Origin of the sequence: Streptococcus mitis (assembly GCF_002096925.1) — a bacterium.
In the GTDB taxonomy this organism is placed as follows: Bacteria; Bacillota; Bacilli; order Lactobacillales; family Streptococcaceae; genus Streptococcus; species Streptococcus mitis_AF.
On sequence record NZ_NCVN01000085.1, the window covers coordinates 131,250 to 146,129 of the forward strand.

General features: G+C 41.5%; 16 protein-coding genes. 12 read left to right on the forward strand and 4 right to left on the reverse strand.

Features of this window, described 5'->3' with window-relative positions; translation table 11 throughout:
- Positions 1-36: 36 nt before the first annotated feature.
- The 6 genes from B7692_RS10205 to mnmG all read left to right on the forward strand — a co-directional run bounded on the left by B7692_RS10205 (position 37) and on the right by mnmG (position 7,582).
- A complete protein-coding gene (locus B7692_RS10205) occupies positions 37-2,145 on the forward strand; it encodes an amino acid ABC transporter permease (protein ID WP_084930622.1) in 2,109 nt (702 codons plus the stop codon).
- The gene (locus B7692_RS10210) at positions 2,142-2,771 is read left to right on the forward strand and encodes an ABC transporter ATP-binding protein (RefSeq protein ID WP_049500733.1); all 630 of its coding nucleotides are present in this window, start codon (positions 2,142-2,144) and stop codon (positions 2,769-2,771) included. The genes B7692_RS10205 and B7692_RS10210 overlap by 4 nt, the downstream gene beginning before the upstream one ends.
- A 749-nt stretch (positions 2,772-3,520) precedes the next feature.
- Complete coding sequence (gene mnmA / locus B7692_RS10215) at positions 3,521-4,642, forward strand: tRNA 2-thiouridine(34) synthase MnmA (RefSeq protein ID WP_084930623.1); 1,122 nt, start codon at positions 3,521-3,523, stop codon at positions 4,640-4,642.
- Between the two features lie 141 nt (positions 4,643-4,783).
- The gene (locus B7692_RS10220) at positions 4,784-5,239 is read left to right on the forward strand and encodes an NUDIX hydrolase (protein WP_084930624.1); all 456 of its coding nucleotides are present in this window, start codon (positions 4,784-4,786) and stop codon (positions 5,237-5,239) included.
- A gap of 11 nt (positions 5,240-5,250) precedes the next feature.
- The gene (locus B7692_RS10225) at positions 5,251-5,679 is read left to right on the forward strand and encodes an NUDIX hydrolase (RefSeq protein WP_084930625.1); all 429 of its coding nucleotides are present in this window, start codon (positions 5,251-5,253) and stop codon (positions 5,677-5,679) included.
- Complete coding sequence (gene mnmG, locus B7692_RS10230) at positions 5,669-7,582, forward strand: tRNA uridine-5-carboxymethylaminomethyl(34) synthesis enzyme MnmG (protein ID WP_084930626.1); 1,914 nt, start codon at positions 5,669-5,671, stop codon at positions 7,580-7,582. The genes B7692_RS10225 and mnmG overlap by 11 nt, the downstream gene beginning before the upstream one ends.
- A gap of 141 nt (positions 7,583-7,723) precedes the next feature.
- Here mnmG and rnjA read toward each other — a convergent pair whose 3' ends face one another.
- A complete protein-coding gene (gene rnjA, locus B7692_RS10235) occupies positions 7,724-9,403 on the reverse strand; it encodes a ribonuclease J1 (RefSeq protein ID WP_084887768.1) in 1,680 nt (559 codons plus the stop codon).
- A gap of 1 nt (position 9,404) precedes the next feature.
- Positions 9,405-9,638, reverse strand: a complete 234-nt coding sequence (locus tag B7692_RS10240) for a DNA-dependent RNA polymerase subunit epsilon (RefSeq protein WP_000639572.1) — start codon at positions 9,636-9,638, stop codon at positions 9,405-9,407.
- A 278-nt stretch (positions 9,639-9,916) separates the two neighbouring features.
- Here B7692_RS10240 and B7692_RS10245 point away from each other — a divergent pair, with 278 nt between their 5' ends.
- Entirely contained in the window at positions 9,917-10,132 is a 216-nt protein-coding gene (locus B7692_RS10245) for a hypothetical protein (RefSeq protein ID WP_000282475.1), read from the forward strand.
- Between the two features lie 301 nt (positions 10,133-10,433).
- On the opposite strand, the gene cibB is transcribed toward B7692_RS10245, so the two are convergent.
- Positions 10,434-10,586 (reverse strand): fratricide two-peptide bacteriocin subunit CibB, encoded by a 153-nt coding sequence (cibB, locus tag B7692_RS10255; RefSeq protein WP_000974044.1) that lies wholly within the window; start codon positions 10,584-10,586, stop codon positions 10,434-10,436.
- A gap of 1 nt (position 10,587) precedes the next feature.
- On the reverse strand, positions 10,588-10,773 hold the full coding sequence (cibA, locus tag B7692_RS10260; protein WP_000180841.1) for a fratricide two-peptide bacteriocin subunit CibA: 186 nt from the start codon (positions 10,771-10,773) through the stop codon (positions 10,588-10,590).
- A 177-nt stretch (positions 10,774-10,950) separates the two neighbouring features.
- Between cibA and tsaB the strand changes: the two genes are divergently transcribed.
- The 5 genes from tsaB to B7692_RS10285 all read left to right on the forward strand — a co-directional run bounded on the left by tsaB (position 10,951) and on the right by B7692_RS10285 (position 14,819).
- Entirely contained in the window at positions 10,951-11,634 is a 684-nt protein-coding gene (gene tsaB / locus B7692_RS10265; protein ID WP_000865703.1) for a tRNA (adenosine(37)-N6)-threonylcarbamoyltransferase complex dimerization subunit type 1 TsaB, read from the forward strand.
- Positions 11,631-12,068 (forward strand): ribosomal protein S18-alanine N-acetyltransferase, encoded by a 438-nt coding sequence (gene rimI, locus B7692_RS10270; RefSeq protein WP_084930627.1) that lies wholly within the window; start codon positions 11,631-11,633, stop codon positions 12,066-12,068. The genes tsaB and rimI overlap by 4 nt, the downstream gene beginning before the upstream one ends.
- Positions 12,058-13,068: a tRNA (adenosine(37)-N6)-threonylcarbamoyltransferase complex transferase subunit TsaD gene (gene tsaD / locus B7692_RS10275; RefSeq protein WP_084930628.1), complete on the forward strand. Its 1,011-nt coding sequence runs from the start codon at positions 12,058-12,060 to the stop codon at positions 13,066-13,068. Before rimI ends, tsaD begins: the two co-directional genes overlap by 11 nt.
- Before the next feature lie 103 nt (positions 13,069-13,171).
- Positions 13,172-14,035 carry an XRE/MutR family transcriptional regulator gene (locus B7692_RS10280; protein WP_084930629.1) on the forward strand — a complete coding sequence of 288 codons (864 nt, stop codon included), beginning with the start codon at positions 13,172-13,174 and terminating at the stop codon, positions 14,033-14,035.
- A 115-nt stretch (positions 14,036-14,150) separates the two neighbouring features.
- The gene (locus tag B7692_RS10285; protein WP_084930630.1) at positions 14,151-14,819 is read left to right on the forward strand and encodes a CPBP family intramembrane glutamic endopeptidase; all 669 of its coding nucleotides are present in this window, start codon (positions 14,151-14,153) and stop codon (positions 14,817-14,819) included.
- Positions 14,820-14,880: the final 61 nt, after the last annotated feature.

Sequence of the window (14,880 nt, forward strand, 5' to 3'; positions counted from 1 at the left end):
TATTAGGAGAGGGAAAACTTTAGTGGAGGTACTTTTATGAAAAAAATCAGTCATCTTTGTATGTTTCTGCTGTTGCTGTGTACCACTTTTTTTGTTTTTAATGTAAACTACACACGTGAAGCGGTTCGGATTCGGGAAATGGGAAAGACTGTAGATTCTTTGGATTTGTATTTGAAAGATATTAACGAACCTGCAGCGTCTGTTCTTCGATTTTTTGAGGATGTATCAAAGGAGTACAAAGTCTCCATCATCAAAACAGACAGTGGTGATGAGGTAATCAAGTCTGGTGTTTTTGATAAAGATACCTTCCCCTACCAAGAGTTTGGGATTTCTTCTCTTGATTTTACCACAGATGGTGAAGGAGTCTACAGTAATAAAGAAATTTCTAATAAACTTGGTACGATACCGACCTTTCTAAAAGCCAAGCCTATTCAGCTTATAACTTTTCAAACCTATATCAAGGATACATCTCGTAGTTTAAATGGTCGCTATACGATAACTTCTACACAAGAGATGGATAAGGATAGGATTGTACAGAAATGGAGCGATTTTTTCAAGATAGACCAGGCTACCTTGCTAGAGCCTACCTATAAAAGTGCAGTGGAAGTCATAAATCGAGATTTGCTTTTATCTGCCATTGTTTTTGTCTTGGCTATTTTACTTCTTGTGTTAGTAACAGTTTATCAGCCGATGATGGAGATGAAACGAGTGGGGGTTCAAAAGTTACTTGGTTTTCAAAGCGGGGCGATTTTAGCTGGTTTTGTAAAAACTAATTTTTATCTTCTCTTGGGTGGAAGTCTTATCATTGACTTGGGACTATTTTTAGTGCTGGACTACAGGCCAAAACTTCTGTTCCCAAGTTTACTCTTATCCCAATTTCTGCTTTTACAGTTGTATTTGTTTATCAGTTGGTTGACTTACCTGATGATTCAGAAAATGACAGTTAGTTCCATGTTGAAAGGTTTTTCATCTGTCAAACTTGGTCTCATCTTCAATTATGTGATGAAAATAGGGACAACTATTTTACTGACGGTCTTACTGATTGGGGTGGGCAGAAGTCTAGAACAAGAAAACAAAGAACTTGCTTATCAGCAACAGTGGGTAAGCCAAGGGAATTACTTGACCTTAGAAACCTTCCAACTCAATGATAACCTGTGGCAAGAAGAGCTAGCAGGGTCAGGGAAATCTACAGATTATTTCTACCAATTTTATCAAGATTTGCTAGCAAAAATACAAGTAAATTATGTGCGAAGTGCGAGTCTTCCTATCAAACCAGTCATCAAAGCTGAACAAGTACAGCAGTACCAACTGCCTGATAAGGTAGATGTTTACTATGCTAATAGCAATTTTCTAAAGAGCAAGGGATTCAAGTTACCAGATACCAGCACTAAAAAAGTTATTTTGATGCCAGCCAGTGATAAAGGACAAGAAGGTAAGAATCAGTTCTTGGGAAAATCCATAGCCTATCTTTCTCTGAGGTATGAAGATCAGCAAAAGCAAACAATAGAAGATATGGATGTAGAAATTGCCTACTATGAAGGAGATTGGTCATTCTTCCCTTATAATAATGAGCGAAAGGAAAACCTCCACAATCCAATCATTAGTCTGGTAAATGATCAAGACATGATGTGGGAAGAAAAGACTCGCTTGTCAACGACAGGTTTAAACAATCCTATGAAAGTTGAAAATACAGAACAAAATCAAAAAGTGATTACGGAGTTAGTTGAGAAATTATCAGATGGGAATTATTTAAAATTTTCATCGCTTCAAGCCATTCAACAAGAGAAAGTAGATTCTTATCGAGATGCAGTTCGAAATCTTAATATACTCTTTGCTTTGTTTGGTCTCCTTAGCATGATGATTTCCTACTTCTTACTAGTAACAACTTTCTTATTGAAGCGCAGGGACATCATTACCAAGAAATTTATGGGGTGGAAACTGGTCGATCGCTACCGCCCTCTCCTCGTTCTGCTCTTGCTGGGCTATAGTTTCCCTCTTCTAGTATTGATTTTCTTTGCCCATGCGCTCTTGCCACTCCTGCTGTTTGCAGGCTTTACATGTCTGGATATACTATTTGTGCTAGTCTTGGCTTCTAGGATGGAGAAAAGAAGTCTAGTAGAATTATTGAAAGGGGGCATCTTATGATTGAGTTAGAAAATATTACCAAAACCATTGGAGGAAAAGTGATTTTGGATCACTTATCTCTCAGGATTGATCAGGGAGATTTGGTTGCCATCGTTGGAAAAAGTGGTAGTGGCAAGTCGACCTTGTTAAATTTATTAGGTTTGATAGATGGTGATTATAGCGGACGGTATGAGATTTTTGGCCAGACAAATCTAGCGGTCAATTCTGCCAAGTCGCAAACAATAATCCGTGAACATATCTCTTATCTGTTTCAAAATTTTGCCCTGATTGATGATGAAACGGTCGAGTACAATCTCATGCTGGCGCTGAAATATGTGAAATTGTCCAAGAAAGACAAGCTCAAAAAGGTGGAAGAGATTTTAGAGAGAGTAGGTTTGTCAGCTACGTTGCATCAAAAGGTCTCCGAGTTGTCTGGTGGCGAACAACAACGAATTGCAGTTGCTAGAGCCATCTTAAAACCCAGCCAGCTGATTTTAGCCGATGAACCAACAGGTTCTCTGGACCCTGAAAATAGAGATTTGGTCTTGAAGTTTCTCTTAGAGATGAATCGCGAGGGGAAAACAGTCATTATTGTGACCCACGATGCTTATGTAGCCCAACAATGTCATCGTATCATTGAATTGTAAAAAATACAGAAATCTTATCAAAAATCTTTAAATTTAAGGATACCTTTAAAATTTAATTTTAAAACACTCATTTATCAACATTTTTGATTGATAAAAATAGGAAATCGGTTGTTTTTGGGAGATTCCCTAAAATTACCTCCTAACCACACGTACTAAAAAGATACTTCCTATGGAAATCGTATGACTCTGAAGCTTCGAATAGTTCAGTTTTCATGATTTTTATGCTATTCTAGCTTTAGAATCCTTCAGAACGTAAAATTTTAAGCAGTCAAAGATTTAGAATATCCCTAAAACATTTATTTTGTGGCAACTCTAAACGTAGAATTGCGTGGATATGTATGGATTTAATCTATTCGATAGTTAGGACAGCTCTATTCTGGGAAATCTGAGCGATCAATGGTTTAGAACAGCATTTCAACAATGGATTTTGTTGAAGGATTGATTATTTTATGAAAGAGGTTGGTAGATTATCAGCCTCTTTCTTGTCTTCTCCAATCAAGCATGTTATAATGAATACTGCTCAAGCGACCTTCAATCGTTAAGCACACACGACCTTCAATCGTGAACTAGTCATTTCGTTTATCTTTTATTACGTCGTTAACTCGTCTTGCCTAACTCAAGTTATGCCTGCGACTCGTTGCCTAGTCCTAAAAGCAAACGAAAAGACTATACTCGAAGAAATTCTATTGAAAGTCATAGTAAATAGAATTTTGAGGGGTATAAATAAACGAATAGATGGGAGACTTACCATGAGTGATAACTCTAAAACACGTGTTGTTGTGGGGATGAGTGGTGGTGTTGATTCGTCGGTGACGGCTCTTCTTCTCAAGGAGCAGGGTTACGATGTGATTGGCATCTTCATGAAGAACTGGGACGACACAGATGAAAACGGCGTCTGTACGGCGACCGAAGATTACAAGGATGTGGCTGCGGTAGCAGACCAGATTGGCATTCCCTACTACTCTGTCAATTTTGAAAAAGAGTACTGGGACCGCGTTTTCGAGTATTTCCTAGCAGAATACCGTGCGGGACGCACGCCAAATCCAGATGTTATGTGTAACAAGGAAATCAAGTTCAAGGCCTTTTTGGACTATGCCATGACCTTAGGGGCAGACTATGTAGCGACTGGGCATTATGCCCGAGTGGCGCGTGATGAGGATGGGACAGTTCACATGCTTCGTGGTGTGGACAATGGCAAGGATCAGACCTATTTCCTCAGTCAACTTTCGCAAGAACAACTTCAAAAAACCATGTTCCCATTGGGACATTTGGAAAAGCCTGAAGTTCGAAAACTAGCAGAAGAAGCAGGCCTTGCGACTGCTAAGAAGAAAGACTCGACAGGGATTTGCTTTATCGGAGAAAAGAACTTTAAAAATTTCCTCAGCAACTACCTGCCAGCTCAGCCTGGTCGCATGATGACTGTGGATGGTCGCGATATGGGTGAGCATGCAGGACTTATGTACTATACGATTGGTCAGCGTGGCGGTCTCGGTATCGGTGGGCAAAACGGCGGTGACAATGCACCTTGGTTCGTTGTCGGAAAAGACCTGAGCAAGAATATCCTCTATGTCGGCCAAGGTTTCTACCATGATTCGCTCATGTCAACCAGTCTAGAAGCCAGTCAGGTTCACTTTACTCGTGAGATGCCAGAGGAATTTACGCTAGAATGCACAGCAAAATTCCGCTACCGTCAGCCTGATTCTAAGGTGACAGTACATGTCAAAGGAGATAAGGCAGAGGTTATCTTTGCAGAACCGCAACGCGCGATTACGCCAGGACAGGCAGTTGTCTTTTACGATGGCGAAGAGTGTCTAGGTGGTGGTTTGATTGACAATGCTTACCGCGATGGACAAGTTTGTCAGTACATTTAGATTGACAAATTTTCTCAATTTGCTACAATAATAAAAGCAATAGAAATGATGGTCAAAGCTCATGGATGTTGCAGGCTTTTTTGTCCTGCACTTCTTACGAGTTTTGACTGTTTTTGTGTCGTTTTAAGGAAAGGAAAAAAGATGATTCAACAAGACTTTCGGACAAAAGTAGAAAATACGGTTTTTGGAGTTCGGGCGACAGCCTTGATTGTCCAAAATCACAAGCTTCTAGTTACCAAAGACAAGGGCAAGTATTACACTATCGGCGGTGCGATTCAAGTGAACGAGAGAACGGAAGACGCAGTAGTCCGTGAGGTGAAGGAAGAACTGGGTGTCAAATCTCAAGTTGGGCAGCTAGCTTTCGTGGTTGAAAATCGTTTTGAAGAAGATGGTGTCTATTGGCACAACATCGAGTTTCATTATCTGGTGGATTTGCTTGAGGATGCCCCATTGACCATGCAGGAAGATGAGAAAAGGCAGCCCTGTGAATGGATTGACATAGACAAGCTTGAGGGTATCAATCTAGTTCCAGCCTTTTTAAAAACAGCCCTGCCAGATTGGGACGGCCAACTAAGACACATCCATCTTGAGGAATAGGAGAGAAAAGTATGGTTAAGCTTATTGCCCATGTACTTGTTCATAGTGGTGATGATTATTTGCTCATTCAGCGTTCGGAAATTAAAAGAGGACAACCCAACGTTTATCCAACTTACTGGGATATTCCTGGTGGCGGGGTTGAAAAGGGTGAACTTCCGCGAGATGGAGCTCTTAGAGAATGTATTGAAGAAGCGGGAATTAGGCTAGATAGCAGTTCGCTCAAACTTCTTCACGAAGATAGTCAACTGGATACCTCTAAGGATACTGTCTTTACTCGCTTAGTTTATAAAGCAGAGTGGGTTGGGGAGAAGCCAATTATCAGATTAGATCCTGAAGAGCATACGCACTTTAAATGGGTTACTATGGCTCAAGCTCTAGAGGAGGAGAAGTTAGTTCCTTATTTACGAGAAATTTTTGAAAGGTTAAGAAATGACATATAATTTTACAGAAGAATACGATATTATTGTAATTGGTGCGGGACACGCTGGGGTTGAGGCTTCCTTGGCTGCTAGTCGTATGGGCTGTAAGGTCTTACTTGCGACCATCAACATTGAAATGCTGGCTTTCATGCCATGTAATCCTTCTATCGGTGGTTCTGCCAAGGGGATTGTTGTGCGTGAAGTCGATGCCCTCGGTGGCGAGATGGCCAAAACCATTGACAAGACTTACATCCAGATGAAGATGCTCAACACAGGGAAGGGTCCAGCGGTTCGTGCCCTTCGTGCGCAGGCTGACAAGGAGCTTTACTCTAAGGAGATGCGTAAGACGGTTGAAAATCAAGACAATCTGACACTTCGTCAGACCATGATTGATGAGATTTTGGTGGAAGATGGCAAGGTTGTTGGTGTTCGTACAGCGACCCATCAAGAGTATGCCGCAAAGGCCGTTATCGTGACGACAGGAACAGCCCTCCGTGGGGAAATTATCATCGGAGATCTCAAGTATTCGTCAGGTCCTAACCACAGCCTAGCTTCTATTAACCTTGCTGACAATCTCAAGGAATTGGGCCTTGAAATCGGTCGTTTCAAGACAGGGACACCTCCACGTGTCAAGGCTTCTTCTATCAATTATGATGTGACCGAAATTCAGCCAGGAGACGAAGCGCCTAATCATTTCTCATACACTTCACGAGATGAGGATTATGTCAAGGACCAAGTGCCATGCTGGTTGACCTACACCAATGGTACCAGTCATGAGATTATCCAAAATAACCTCCACCGTGCGCCTATGTTTACAGGTGTGGTCAAGGGAGTAGGGCCTCGTTACTGTCCGTCAATTGAGGACAAGATTGTGCGCTTTGCGGACAAGGAACGCCACCAACTCTTCCTTGAGCCAGAAGGTCGCAATACAGAGGAAGTCTATGTTCAAGGCCTATCAACCAGTCTGCCAGAGGATGTACAGCGTGAGTTGGTTCATTCTATCAAAGGTTTGGAAAATGCAGAGATGATGCGAACAGGTTATGCTATCGAGTACGACATGGTCTTGCCTCACCAGTTGCGTGCGACTTTGGAAACCAAGAAAATCTCAGGACTTTTTACTGCTGGTCAGACAAATGGAACGTCAGGTTATGAAGAAGCTGCTGGCCAAGGGATTATCGCGGGTATCAATGCGGCTCTGAAAATCCAAGATAAGCCTGAGTTGATTTTGAAGCGTAGTGACGGTTACATTGGGGTCATGATTGATGACTTGGTGACCAAGGGAACAATCGAGCCTTATCGTCTATTGACCAGTCGTGCTGAGTACCGTCTCATCCTCCGTCATGACAATGCTGATATGCGTTTGACAGAGATGGGACGCGAGATTGGACTTGTGGACGATGAACGCTGGGCTCGATTTGAAATCAAGAAAAATCAATTTGACAATGAGATGAAACGCCTAGACAGCATCAAACTCAAGCCAGTAAAGGAAACCAATGCCAAGGTTGAGGAGATGGGCTTCAAGCCGTTGACCGATGCAGTGACAGCCAAGGAATTCCTTCGTCGTCCAGAAGTTTCTTATCAAGATGTGGTGGCTTTTATCGGCCCAGCTGCTGAGGACTTGGATGACAAGATTATCGAATTGATTGAAACAGAAATCAAGTACGAAGGCTATATTTCCAAAGCCATGGATCAGGTTGCCAAGATGAAACGCATGGAAGAAAAACGCATTCCAGCCAATATCGACTGGGATGATATTGACTCGATTGCGACAGAAGCTCGTCAGAAGTTCAAACTTATCAATCCAGAAACCATCGGCCAAGCCAGCCGTATTTCGGGAGTAAACCCAGCAGATATTTCTATTTTGATGGTGTATTTGGAAGGTAAAAATCGTAGTATTTCTAAAACTCTTCAAAAATCAAAATGATACGTCGTCGGCTTCGGCTCACCTAACTCAAGTTATGCTTTCGCCTAGCCTTCTAGTCTGATTTCGATTTTTATTGAGTTTTAATCTCAAAAGAAAGCATAGAGAAAAACAGCTCCGAAAAATCGGGGCTGTTTTCTTGCTTTATTCTTCGTCTGGTGTGAGGATCATCGGGATGATGATCGGTTCACGTTCTGTATTTTCATAAAGGAAGGGGCGAATGGCGTTGACAATGGCACCATTGACAGATTGCACGCTAGCATCCTTGTTTTTCAGTGCGATACGAATTGCATTGAAGAGGATACGCTGGCTTTGGCGAATCAAGTCACCAGACTCTCTCATGTAGACAAAGCCTCGACTGAGGATGTCTGGACCAGACAGAATCATCTGCGATTTGAAGTCAACAGTTGCGACTGCCAGAACGACACCGTCTTCAGATAGATCACGACGATCTTTAAGGACAGCCGCACCGATTTCACCGATACGATTTCCATCGACATAGATATCTTGGGCGTTGAAATGACCTGCGATACGAGCAGAGTCAGCAGTAAGGGCAAGCACATCACCATTGCTCATGATAAAGATATTGTCCTTCTCAACACCAGTATCCACTGCTAGTCCAGCGTGGACTTTTTGCATGCGGTATTCACCGTGAACAGGCATGAAGTATTTTGGCTTAATCAAGCGGAGCATAAGTTTTTGCTCTTGCTGGCCACCGTGTCCAGATGTATGGATATTGTTAACCTTACCGTGGATAACTTCGACACCAGCTTCTGAAATGATGTTAATCAGCTTGTTGACGCTAGTAGTATTTCCAGGGATTGGACTTGAAGAGAAGATAACGGTATCACCTGGTTGGAGTTGTACCTGACGGTGGGTTCCGTTGGCGATACGAGAGAGGGCTGCCATCGGCTCACCTTGACTACCTGTACAGAGGATAAGAATCTCGCCTGCAGGGTAGTCTTTGATTTCATTTGGCTCGATAAAGGTTCCTTTTGGAGCTTTTATGTAACCAAGCTCAATTCCGTTGATAATAGCCTTTTCCATAGAACGGCCAAAGACCGCAATCTTACGTCCTGTCTTAACAGCAGCTTCTGTTGCTTGTTGGAGACGGAAGATATTTGAGGCAAAGGATGCAAAGATGATACGTCCTTCGATGCCTTGTATAATCTTCATGATGGACTGACCAACAACTTTTTCAGAGTTGGTAAAGGTTGGTACTTCCGCATTTGTTGAGTCAGATAGGAGACAGAGTACACCTTCTTCACCAAGCGCAGCCATACGGTGCAAATCTGCTGGTTCACCAACTGGTGTTAAGTCAAACTTGAAGTCACCCGTACAGACAATTTTCCCTTGAGGAGTATGAATGACAATCCCCAAAGGCTCTGGAATAGAGTGAGTAGTTCTAAAGAAAGTTGCCTTGAGATTTTTAAAGGTCAACTCAGTGTTGTGGTTGATTTCGTAAAGTTTGGCGTTGCGCAGGAGGCCGTGTTCTTCGAGTTTTCCACGGATCAAAGCCAAGGCAAGCGGTCCAGCATAGATAGGGACATTTGCTTGCTTGAGCAGGAATGGAATCCCACCGATGTGGTCCTCGTGTCCGTGTGTAATCAAAACAGCCTTGACGCGGTCGATATTGTCTACGATATAAGAGTAATCAGGAATGACGTAGTCGATACCCAGCAAGTCATCTTCTGGGAATTTAATCCCAGCATCGACGATGATAATCTCATCTTGGTATTCAATCCCGTATGTATTTTTCCCGATTTCTCCCAGACCACCGATGGCAAAAACGCCGACTTCTTCAGGTTTAAGAGTATAGGCCATATTAGAACTCCGTGATTTCGAAGGCGCCAGTTTCTTTTTCGTAATCTAGCAATTTGTCAGACAAGAGTTCGATATACTCGATATTGTACTCTGGGCGATTTTCTTCGACAAGTTGGCGAGCAGCGATGCGTCCCTCAAGTTCTGAGCTGGCATCGATGTCTAGGTAAAGTGCACGTGTAGTTTCACGGCGTGGGCTACGTTCTTTTGTTTCTTGATAAAAAACTTTGTAAATCATATAGTTCCTTTCTATTTACAGGTCAGCTTATTCCAAACTTTTAGCAGAGATTTGCTTGATTTCATTCCATTTTGTGTCTAGATTGACCTTGATTCGTTACAATTATTTCAATTATACCACAAAATGAAAAATTAGTAAAAGACGGAAACGAGAAAGTCATATAAGCACTCAAAGGTAAGCGTTTGCAAAAATAAAGAAAATATGTTATCTTGATAATGGAAGTGGAATTTATCGTTTGTCTTAATTCACTATAGATTTTAAGTCAAGGAGGTTGCCCTATGTATAACTTATTTGCTTTTGCTATCGGAGCTCGCTTGGTGGCTTTTATTGTTTTTGTTGCTTGCGTTTATGCGGGGAATCTTCTATTTGCCAAACTGGAACAACGACAAACCAAGTTCTTGTGGAAAATTACCTTTGTGACTCTCTACTCGCTTTTTCTCCTCCTTGTAACCTATGTCGTTTGGTTTGTATTTTACTTTGGATTAAATGCTTAGATGCCCTGCCTATGTTGGGGCATTTTTGTTTGGGGTAAAGAAAATTCCACCCCATCTATCAAGATGAGGTGGTCTTTGCATTTTTCTAAAATGACATGACAATGGAATTTTCAGAGCTTATTAGCTTTATATTAATGATTCTTCTGCTCAAAAATAGAGTTGAAGACTAAAAACAAAACAATACAAACAGATAAATCGATTGGTAAAGGGATAGTAGTAATGTTTAAATCATTGAGAATGCTGAGCAAACTATAAGAGATAAAGATAATAAAATTTATCCTTCTAAAAATGTGTTTTTTATCTAGCATGACTTACCAAACTTTTTACGAAGGTCTTTTCCAATGGTATAACCTGCCATAAATAAAGCGATACCAACACCTACACCAAAACCACCCTTTATTTCTTGCAATTCCTTATTAGAAATTTCACAATAGTTGTTCAAATCTTTCATCATATTAATCTCCTCCTAAAAAATAACCAGCTGCCAAACCAGAACCTATAAGTGCTGTTCCACCTGCAATAGCTTTCCAAGATACTGCTACTCCAAAGATAACCAAGGGAGCGAGACCGCCATCAATATCTGATAATTCATTTTCAGATAAGGATAAAAATTGATTGTCAAGAACGTCAAAATTTGTCATTGAACTTTCCTCCTTTTTTCTTGTTCACTTTTATATTCGGAAAAGAAAAGGAAAAGTGAGCATTTTTTAAATTATTTTTTAGCTAAGTATAGGCATTTTTGTTTGGGGGCAAAGAAAATTCCCATGTGCCAGCTTTTGTAGTATAATAGTAAGCAGACAAAAAGATAGGAATGTGTTATGAAAGTATTAGCTTTTGATACGTCCAGCAAGGCTCTTTCTCTCGCTATTTTAGAGGACAAGCAGGTTCTTGCCGAGACGACTATTAATATTAAGAAGAATCACAGTATTACCCTCATGCCAGCCATTGATTTTTTGATGGCAAGTTTGGATTGGACGCCCAAGGATTTGGACCGAATCGTGGTGGCGGAAGGGCCAGGTAGCTACACAGGTTTGCGAATTGCGGTAGCAACTGCTAAGACACTTGCTCATACTCTGAACATTGAGTTGGTTGGTATGTCTAGCCTCTTGGCTTTGGTGCCCTACCAACAAGAAGGTTTGTTCGTTCCTTTGATGGATGCGCGTCGCAACAATGTTTATGCAGGATTTTATGAAAATGCTAAGTCTGTCATGCCAGAAGCGCACTTACCCTTTGAGCGAGTGATTGAGTTAATCAAGGGGGCTAGTCAGGTTACCTTTGTCGGAGAAGTTGCCCCCTTTGTGGAGCAGATTCAAGAACACTTGCCAAGGACTAATTACAAAGAAACCCTGCCAAATGCAGCTAATCTTGCTCTTTTGGCTTGGGACAAGGAAGCAGACTCCTTGCATGATTTTGTGCCGAACTACCTCAAACGTGTTGAGGCTGAGGAAAACTGGCTCAAGAATCACACCGAGTCTGGCGAGTCTTACATTAAACGCCTATGATAGAAATCAAACGAATCCAACAACAGCCTGACTTGGCTCAAGCCATCTACGCTGTCATGGTAACTGTTTACCCAGTCAGTCCTTGGACTCTGGAACAAATCCAAGCAGACCTGTCCCAAGACCAGACTTGGTATGCTCTGGCTTATGATGGGGCAGAAGTGATTGGCTTTCTAGCTGTGCAGGAGAATCTTTTTGAGGCAGAAGTTCTGCAAATCTCTGTCAAACAAACCTATCAGGGTAAGGGGATTGCATCAGCCTTGTTTGCTCAATTGCCGACAGACAAGGAGATTTTCCTCGAAGTCAGAAAGTCAAATCAAAGAGCGCAAGCATTTTACAAGAAAGAAAAGATGGTGATCATCGCTGAGCGAAAGACCTACTACCATGATCCAGTCGAGGACGCCATCATCATGAAGAGAGAAATAGATGAAGGATAGATATATTTTAGCATTTGAGACATCCTGTGATGAGACCAGTGTTGCCGTACTGAAAAATGATGATGAGCTCTTGTCCAATGTCATTGCTAGTCAAATTGAGAGTCATAAGCGCTTCGGTGGCGTAGTGCCTGAAGTAGCCAGTCGCCACCATGTAGAGGTCATTACAGCCTGTATCGAGGAGGCTCTAGCAGAAGCAGGAATTACCGAAGAGGACGTAACAGCTGTGGCGGTTACCTATGGACCGGGCTTGGTCGGAGCCTTACTAGTTGGTTTGTCAGCTGCCAAGGCTTTTGCTTGGGCACATGGGCTTCCGCTGATTCCCGTTAACCACATGGCTGGCCACCTCATGGCCGCTCAGAGTGTGGAGCCTTTGGAGTTTCCCTTGCTAGCCCTCTTGGTTAGCGGTGGGCACACAGAGTTGGTTTATGTTTCGGAGGCTGGTGACTACAAGATTGTTGGGGAAACGCGAGATGACGCGGTTGGTGAGGCCTATGATAAGGTCGGTCGCGTCATGGGCTTGACCTATCCAGCAGGTCGCGAGATTGATGAGCTGGCTCATCAGGGGCAGGATATTTATGATTTCCCACGTGCCATGATTAAGGAAGATAATCTGGAGTTTTCATTCTCAGGTTTGAAATCTGCCTTTATTAATCTTCACCACAATGCCGAGCAAAAGGGAGAGAGCTTGTCAACAGAGGACTTGTGTGCTTCCTTCCAAGCAGCTGTACTGGATATTCTCATGGCAAAAACTAAGAAGGCTTTGGAGAAATACCCTGTTAAAACTCTTGTCGTGGCAGGTGGTGTGGCAGCCAATAAAGGTCTCAGAGAACGCCTAGCAACTGAAATTACAGATGTCAATGTCATCATTCCACCTCTGCGCCTCTGCGGAGACAATGCAGGAATGATTGCCTATGCCAGCGTCAGTGAGTGGAACAAAGAAAACTTTGCAAACTTGGACCTCAATGCCAAACCAAGTCTCGCTTTTGATACGATAGAATAAAGAGTCAGCTTGAGGCTGGCTTTTTCACTCACTGAAGTGTCAGAATATTTTGACAAAATGATAAAAATAATGATATAATATATAAAGAATAGGAGGTGGTAAGATGATTGAGAGAATGGAATTGGGAGAATTTTACAAGGAATTGCGCTTGGCTAGAAAGCTAAAACAGTCAGATGTGGCTTGTGCTGGACTAACAGCCTCTCAGTTGTCTAAGTTTGAACTAGGACAGTCTATGCTATCTGCAGACAAGTTGATCTTAGCCATCCAAGGAATCAATATGAATTTTGATGAGTTTGGTCATAAGCTCAACAATTATCAAGAATCTCCACATATGCGAATTGGTAGAAAGGTTGTGGATCGGTTTGCCCACCAAGATATAGCTGGCTTAGAGCAACTGTTGGAGGAAGTCGAGCGAGAACAGATGGCAGAGACCTATCGTCGTTTGAATGCCATTGTGATTAAAGATGCTATCCATTCCTTAGATAAAAGCTATCCGCTAGCAGAGGAGGATAGCGAGTTTTTAACTACCTACCTCTACGCTATTGAGTCTTGGACCTGGTTTGAACTCTATATATTCTGTAATACCATGCCTTTCTTGAGCAATCAAGATTTGATATTTTTATCAACCACTTTACTTGAGAAATCTAAGGAATTTAAAGAGTTGGTACATAATAGACTGTATATGAAAAGTGGCTTTCTGAATATTATATCAGAACTCATGGAGCGAAAACTTTTCTCATACATCCCAATCTTTGAAACTGAGTTGGAGAGCATGTTGCGTCCGTACGATGTTTTTGAAAAAGTATTGTGGCAATTTTTAAAGAAAATGAGTATTTTCCTTCAAACCAAAGGAAACAATCAAAAAGAGATTGAACACTTTATCCAATCTCTGCAAGTATTAGAAAATCCACAATTGATAGCCCTCTTCGAATTGCGTTTTCAGCAATACAAAGAGCTTATTGAGTAGTAAACAATCGCAAATCTGAAATTTCTATAAGAAAAAATATCAAATATGCGATTTACTAAAATGTGGTGATTTCCGTGTTATACTATCTTTATTTCATAGTATAGGAGAAAATAGAATGAAAAAGATAATCTCACGCTACTACTTGTTTATAGCTTTTCTACTAGTTATTGCTGACCAGAAGTTCAGTGGTCTAGTTTTACGCAGCAACCTTGTTACTGGTCTATCTGACTTTGCCTACTATTTGTCGGATATGATGTTGAATTTTCTTGTAGTTCTTCTTGCTTTTTTTGCTATGACTAAGTCAGGGAGATGGCAACAAATCAATAGTAGAAAGTTTAAAGGGTCCTATCTTTTCTATTCTTTTCTAGCTCTTCTTGCTTTTGTTATTTGGAATTTTGTTACATTTTTTATTTTTCCACCTACTCGAAATGAAATTTCTTATCAACATGCTGCTCCTACTTTTACAGGAGCTACGGCATTTTTGATGTATTTTTTTTATCCTGTGATTGCAGGCCCCATTTTTGAAGAGATGATTTATCGTGGATTAGTGATGACTGCTCTGGAAAAAGGGAAGAAATGGGGACTGGATGTACTCGGATCAGCTATATTATTTGGAATCTTGCACATTAGTAGTCATGGTTGGGTCTTGACAGACTTTGTCTACTATATGGGTGGCGGCCTTATATTTGCAGTCTTATTTAGAGTAACAAAGTCAATTTATTGGCCTATTGGGTTGCATATAGTCTACAATGGCATTGGTCAGATTCTCCCCTTGTTGTTTTAGATTCTTTTGCTAATCATAAAAACAAAAGAGCTGACTAACTAAGTATTATAAATGGGACTGG

What these genes read in the sequence shown, in the direction of transcription:
- B7692_RS10205 (WP_084930622.1), top strand. Translation starts at nt 37, where the DNA reads ATGAAAAAAATCAGTCATCTTTGTATGTTTCTGCTGTTGCTGTGTACC.
- B7692_RS10210 (WP_049500733.1), top strand. Translation starts at nt 2,142, where the DNA reads ATGATTGAGTTAGAAAATATTACCAAAACCATTGGAGGAAAAGTGATT.
- mnmA (WP_084930623.1), top strand. Translation starts at nt 3,521, where the DNA reads ATGAGTGATAACTCTAAAACACGTGTTGTTGTGGGGATGAGTGGTGGT.
- B7692_RS10220 (WP_084930624.1), top strand. Translation starts at nt 4,784, where the DNA reads ATGATTCAACAAGACTTTCGGACAAAAGTAGAAAATACGGTTTTTGGA.
- B7692_RS10225 (WP_084930625.1), top strand. Translation starts at nt 5,251, where the DNA reads ATGGTTAAGCTTATTGCCCATGTACTTGTTCATAGTGGTGATGATTAT.
- mnmG (WP_084930626.1), top strand. Translation starts at nt 5,669, where the DNA reads ATGACATATAATTTTACAGAAGAATACGATATTATTGTAATTGGTGCG.
- rnjA (WP_084887768.1), bottom strand. Translation starts at nt 9,403, where the DNA reads ATGGCCTATACTCTTAAACCTGAAGAAGTCGGCGTTTTTGCCATCGGT.
- B7692_RS10240 (WP_000639572.1), bottom strand. Translation starts at nt 9,638, where the DNA reads ATGATTTACAAAGTTTTTTATCAAGAAACAAAAGAACGTAGCCCACGC.
- B7692_RS10245 (WP_000282475.1), top strand. Translation starts at nt 9,917, where the DNA reads ATGTATAACTTATTTGCTTTTGCTATCGGAGCTCGCTTGGTGGCTTTT.
- cibB (WP_000974044.1), bottom strand. Translation starts at nt 10,586, where the DNA reads ATGATGAAAGATTTGAACAACTATTGTGAAATTTCTAATAAGGAATTG.
- cibA (WP_000180841.1), bottom strand. Translation starts at nt 10,773, where the DNA reads ATGACAAATTTTGACGTTCTTGACAATCAATTTTTATCCTTATCTGAA.
- tsaB (WP_000865703.1), top strand. Translation starts at nt 10,951, where the DNA reads ATGAAAGTATTAGCTTTTGATACGTCCAGCAAGGCTCTTTCTCTCGCT.
- rimI (WP_084930627.1), top strand. Translation starts at nt 11,631, where the DNA reads ATGATAGAAATCAAACGAATCCAACAACAGCCTGACTTGGCTCAAGCC.
- tsaD (WP_084930628.1), top strand. Translation starts at nt 12,058, where the DNA reads ATGAAGGATAGATATATTTTAGCATTTGAGACATCCTGTGATGAGACC.
- B7692_RS10280 (WP_084930629.1), top strand. Translation starts at nt 13,172, where the DNA reads ATGATTGAGAGAATGGAATTGGGAGAATTTTACAAGGAATTGCGCTTG.
- B7692_RS10285 (WP_084930630.1), top strand. Translation starts at nt 14,151, where the DNA reads ATGAAAAAGATAATCTCACGCTACTACTTGTTTATAGCTTTTCTACTA.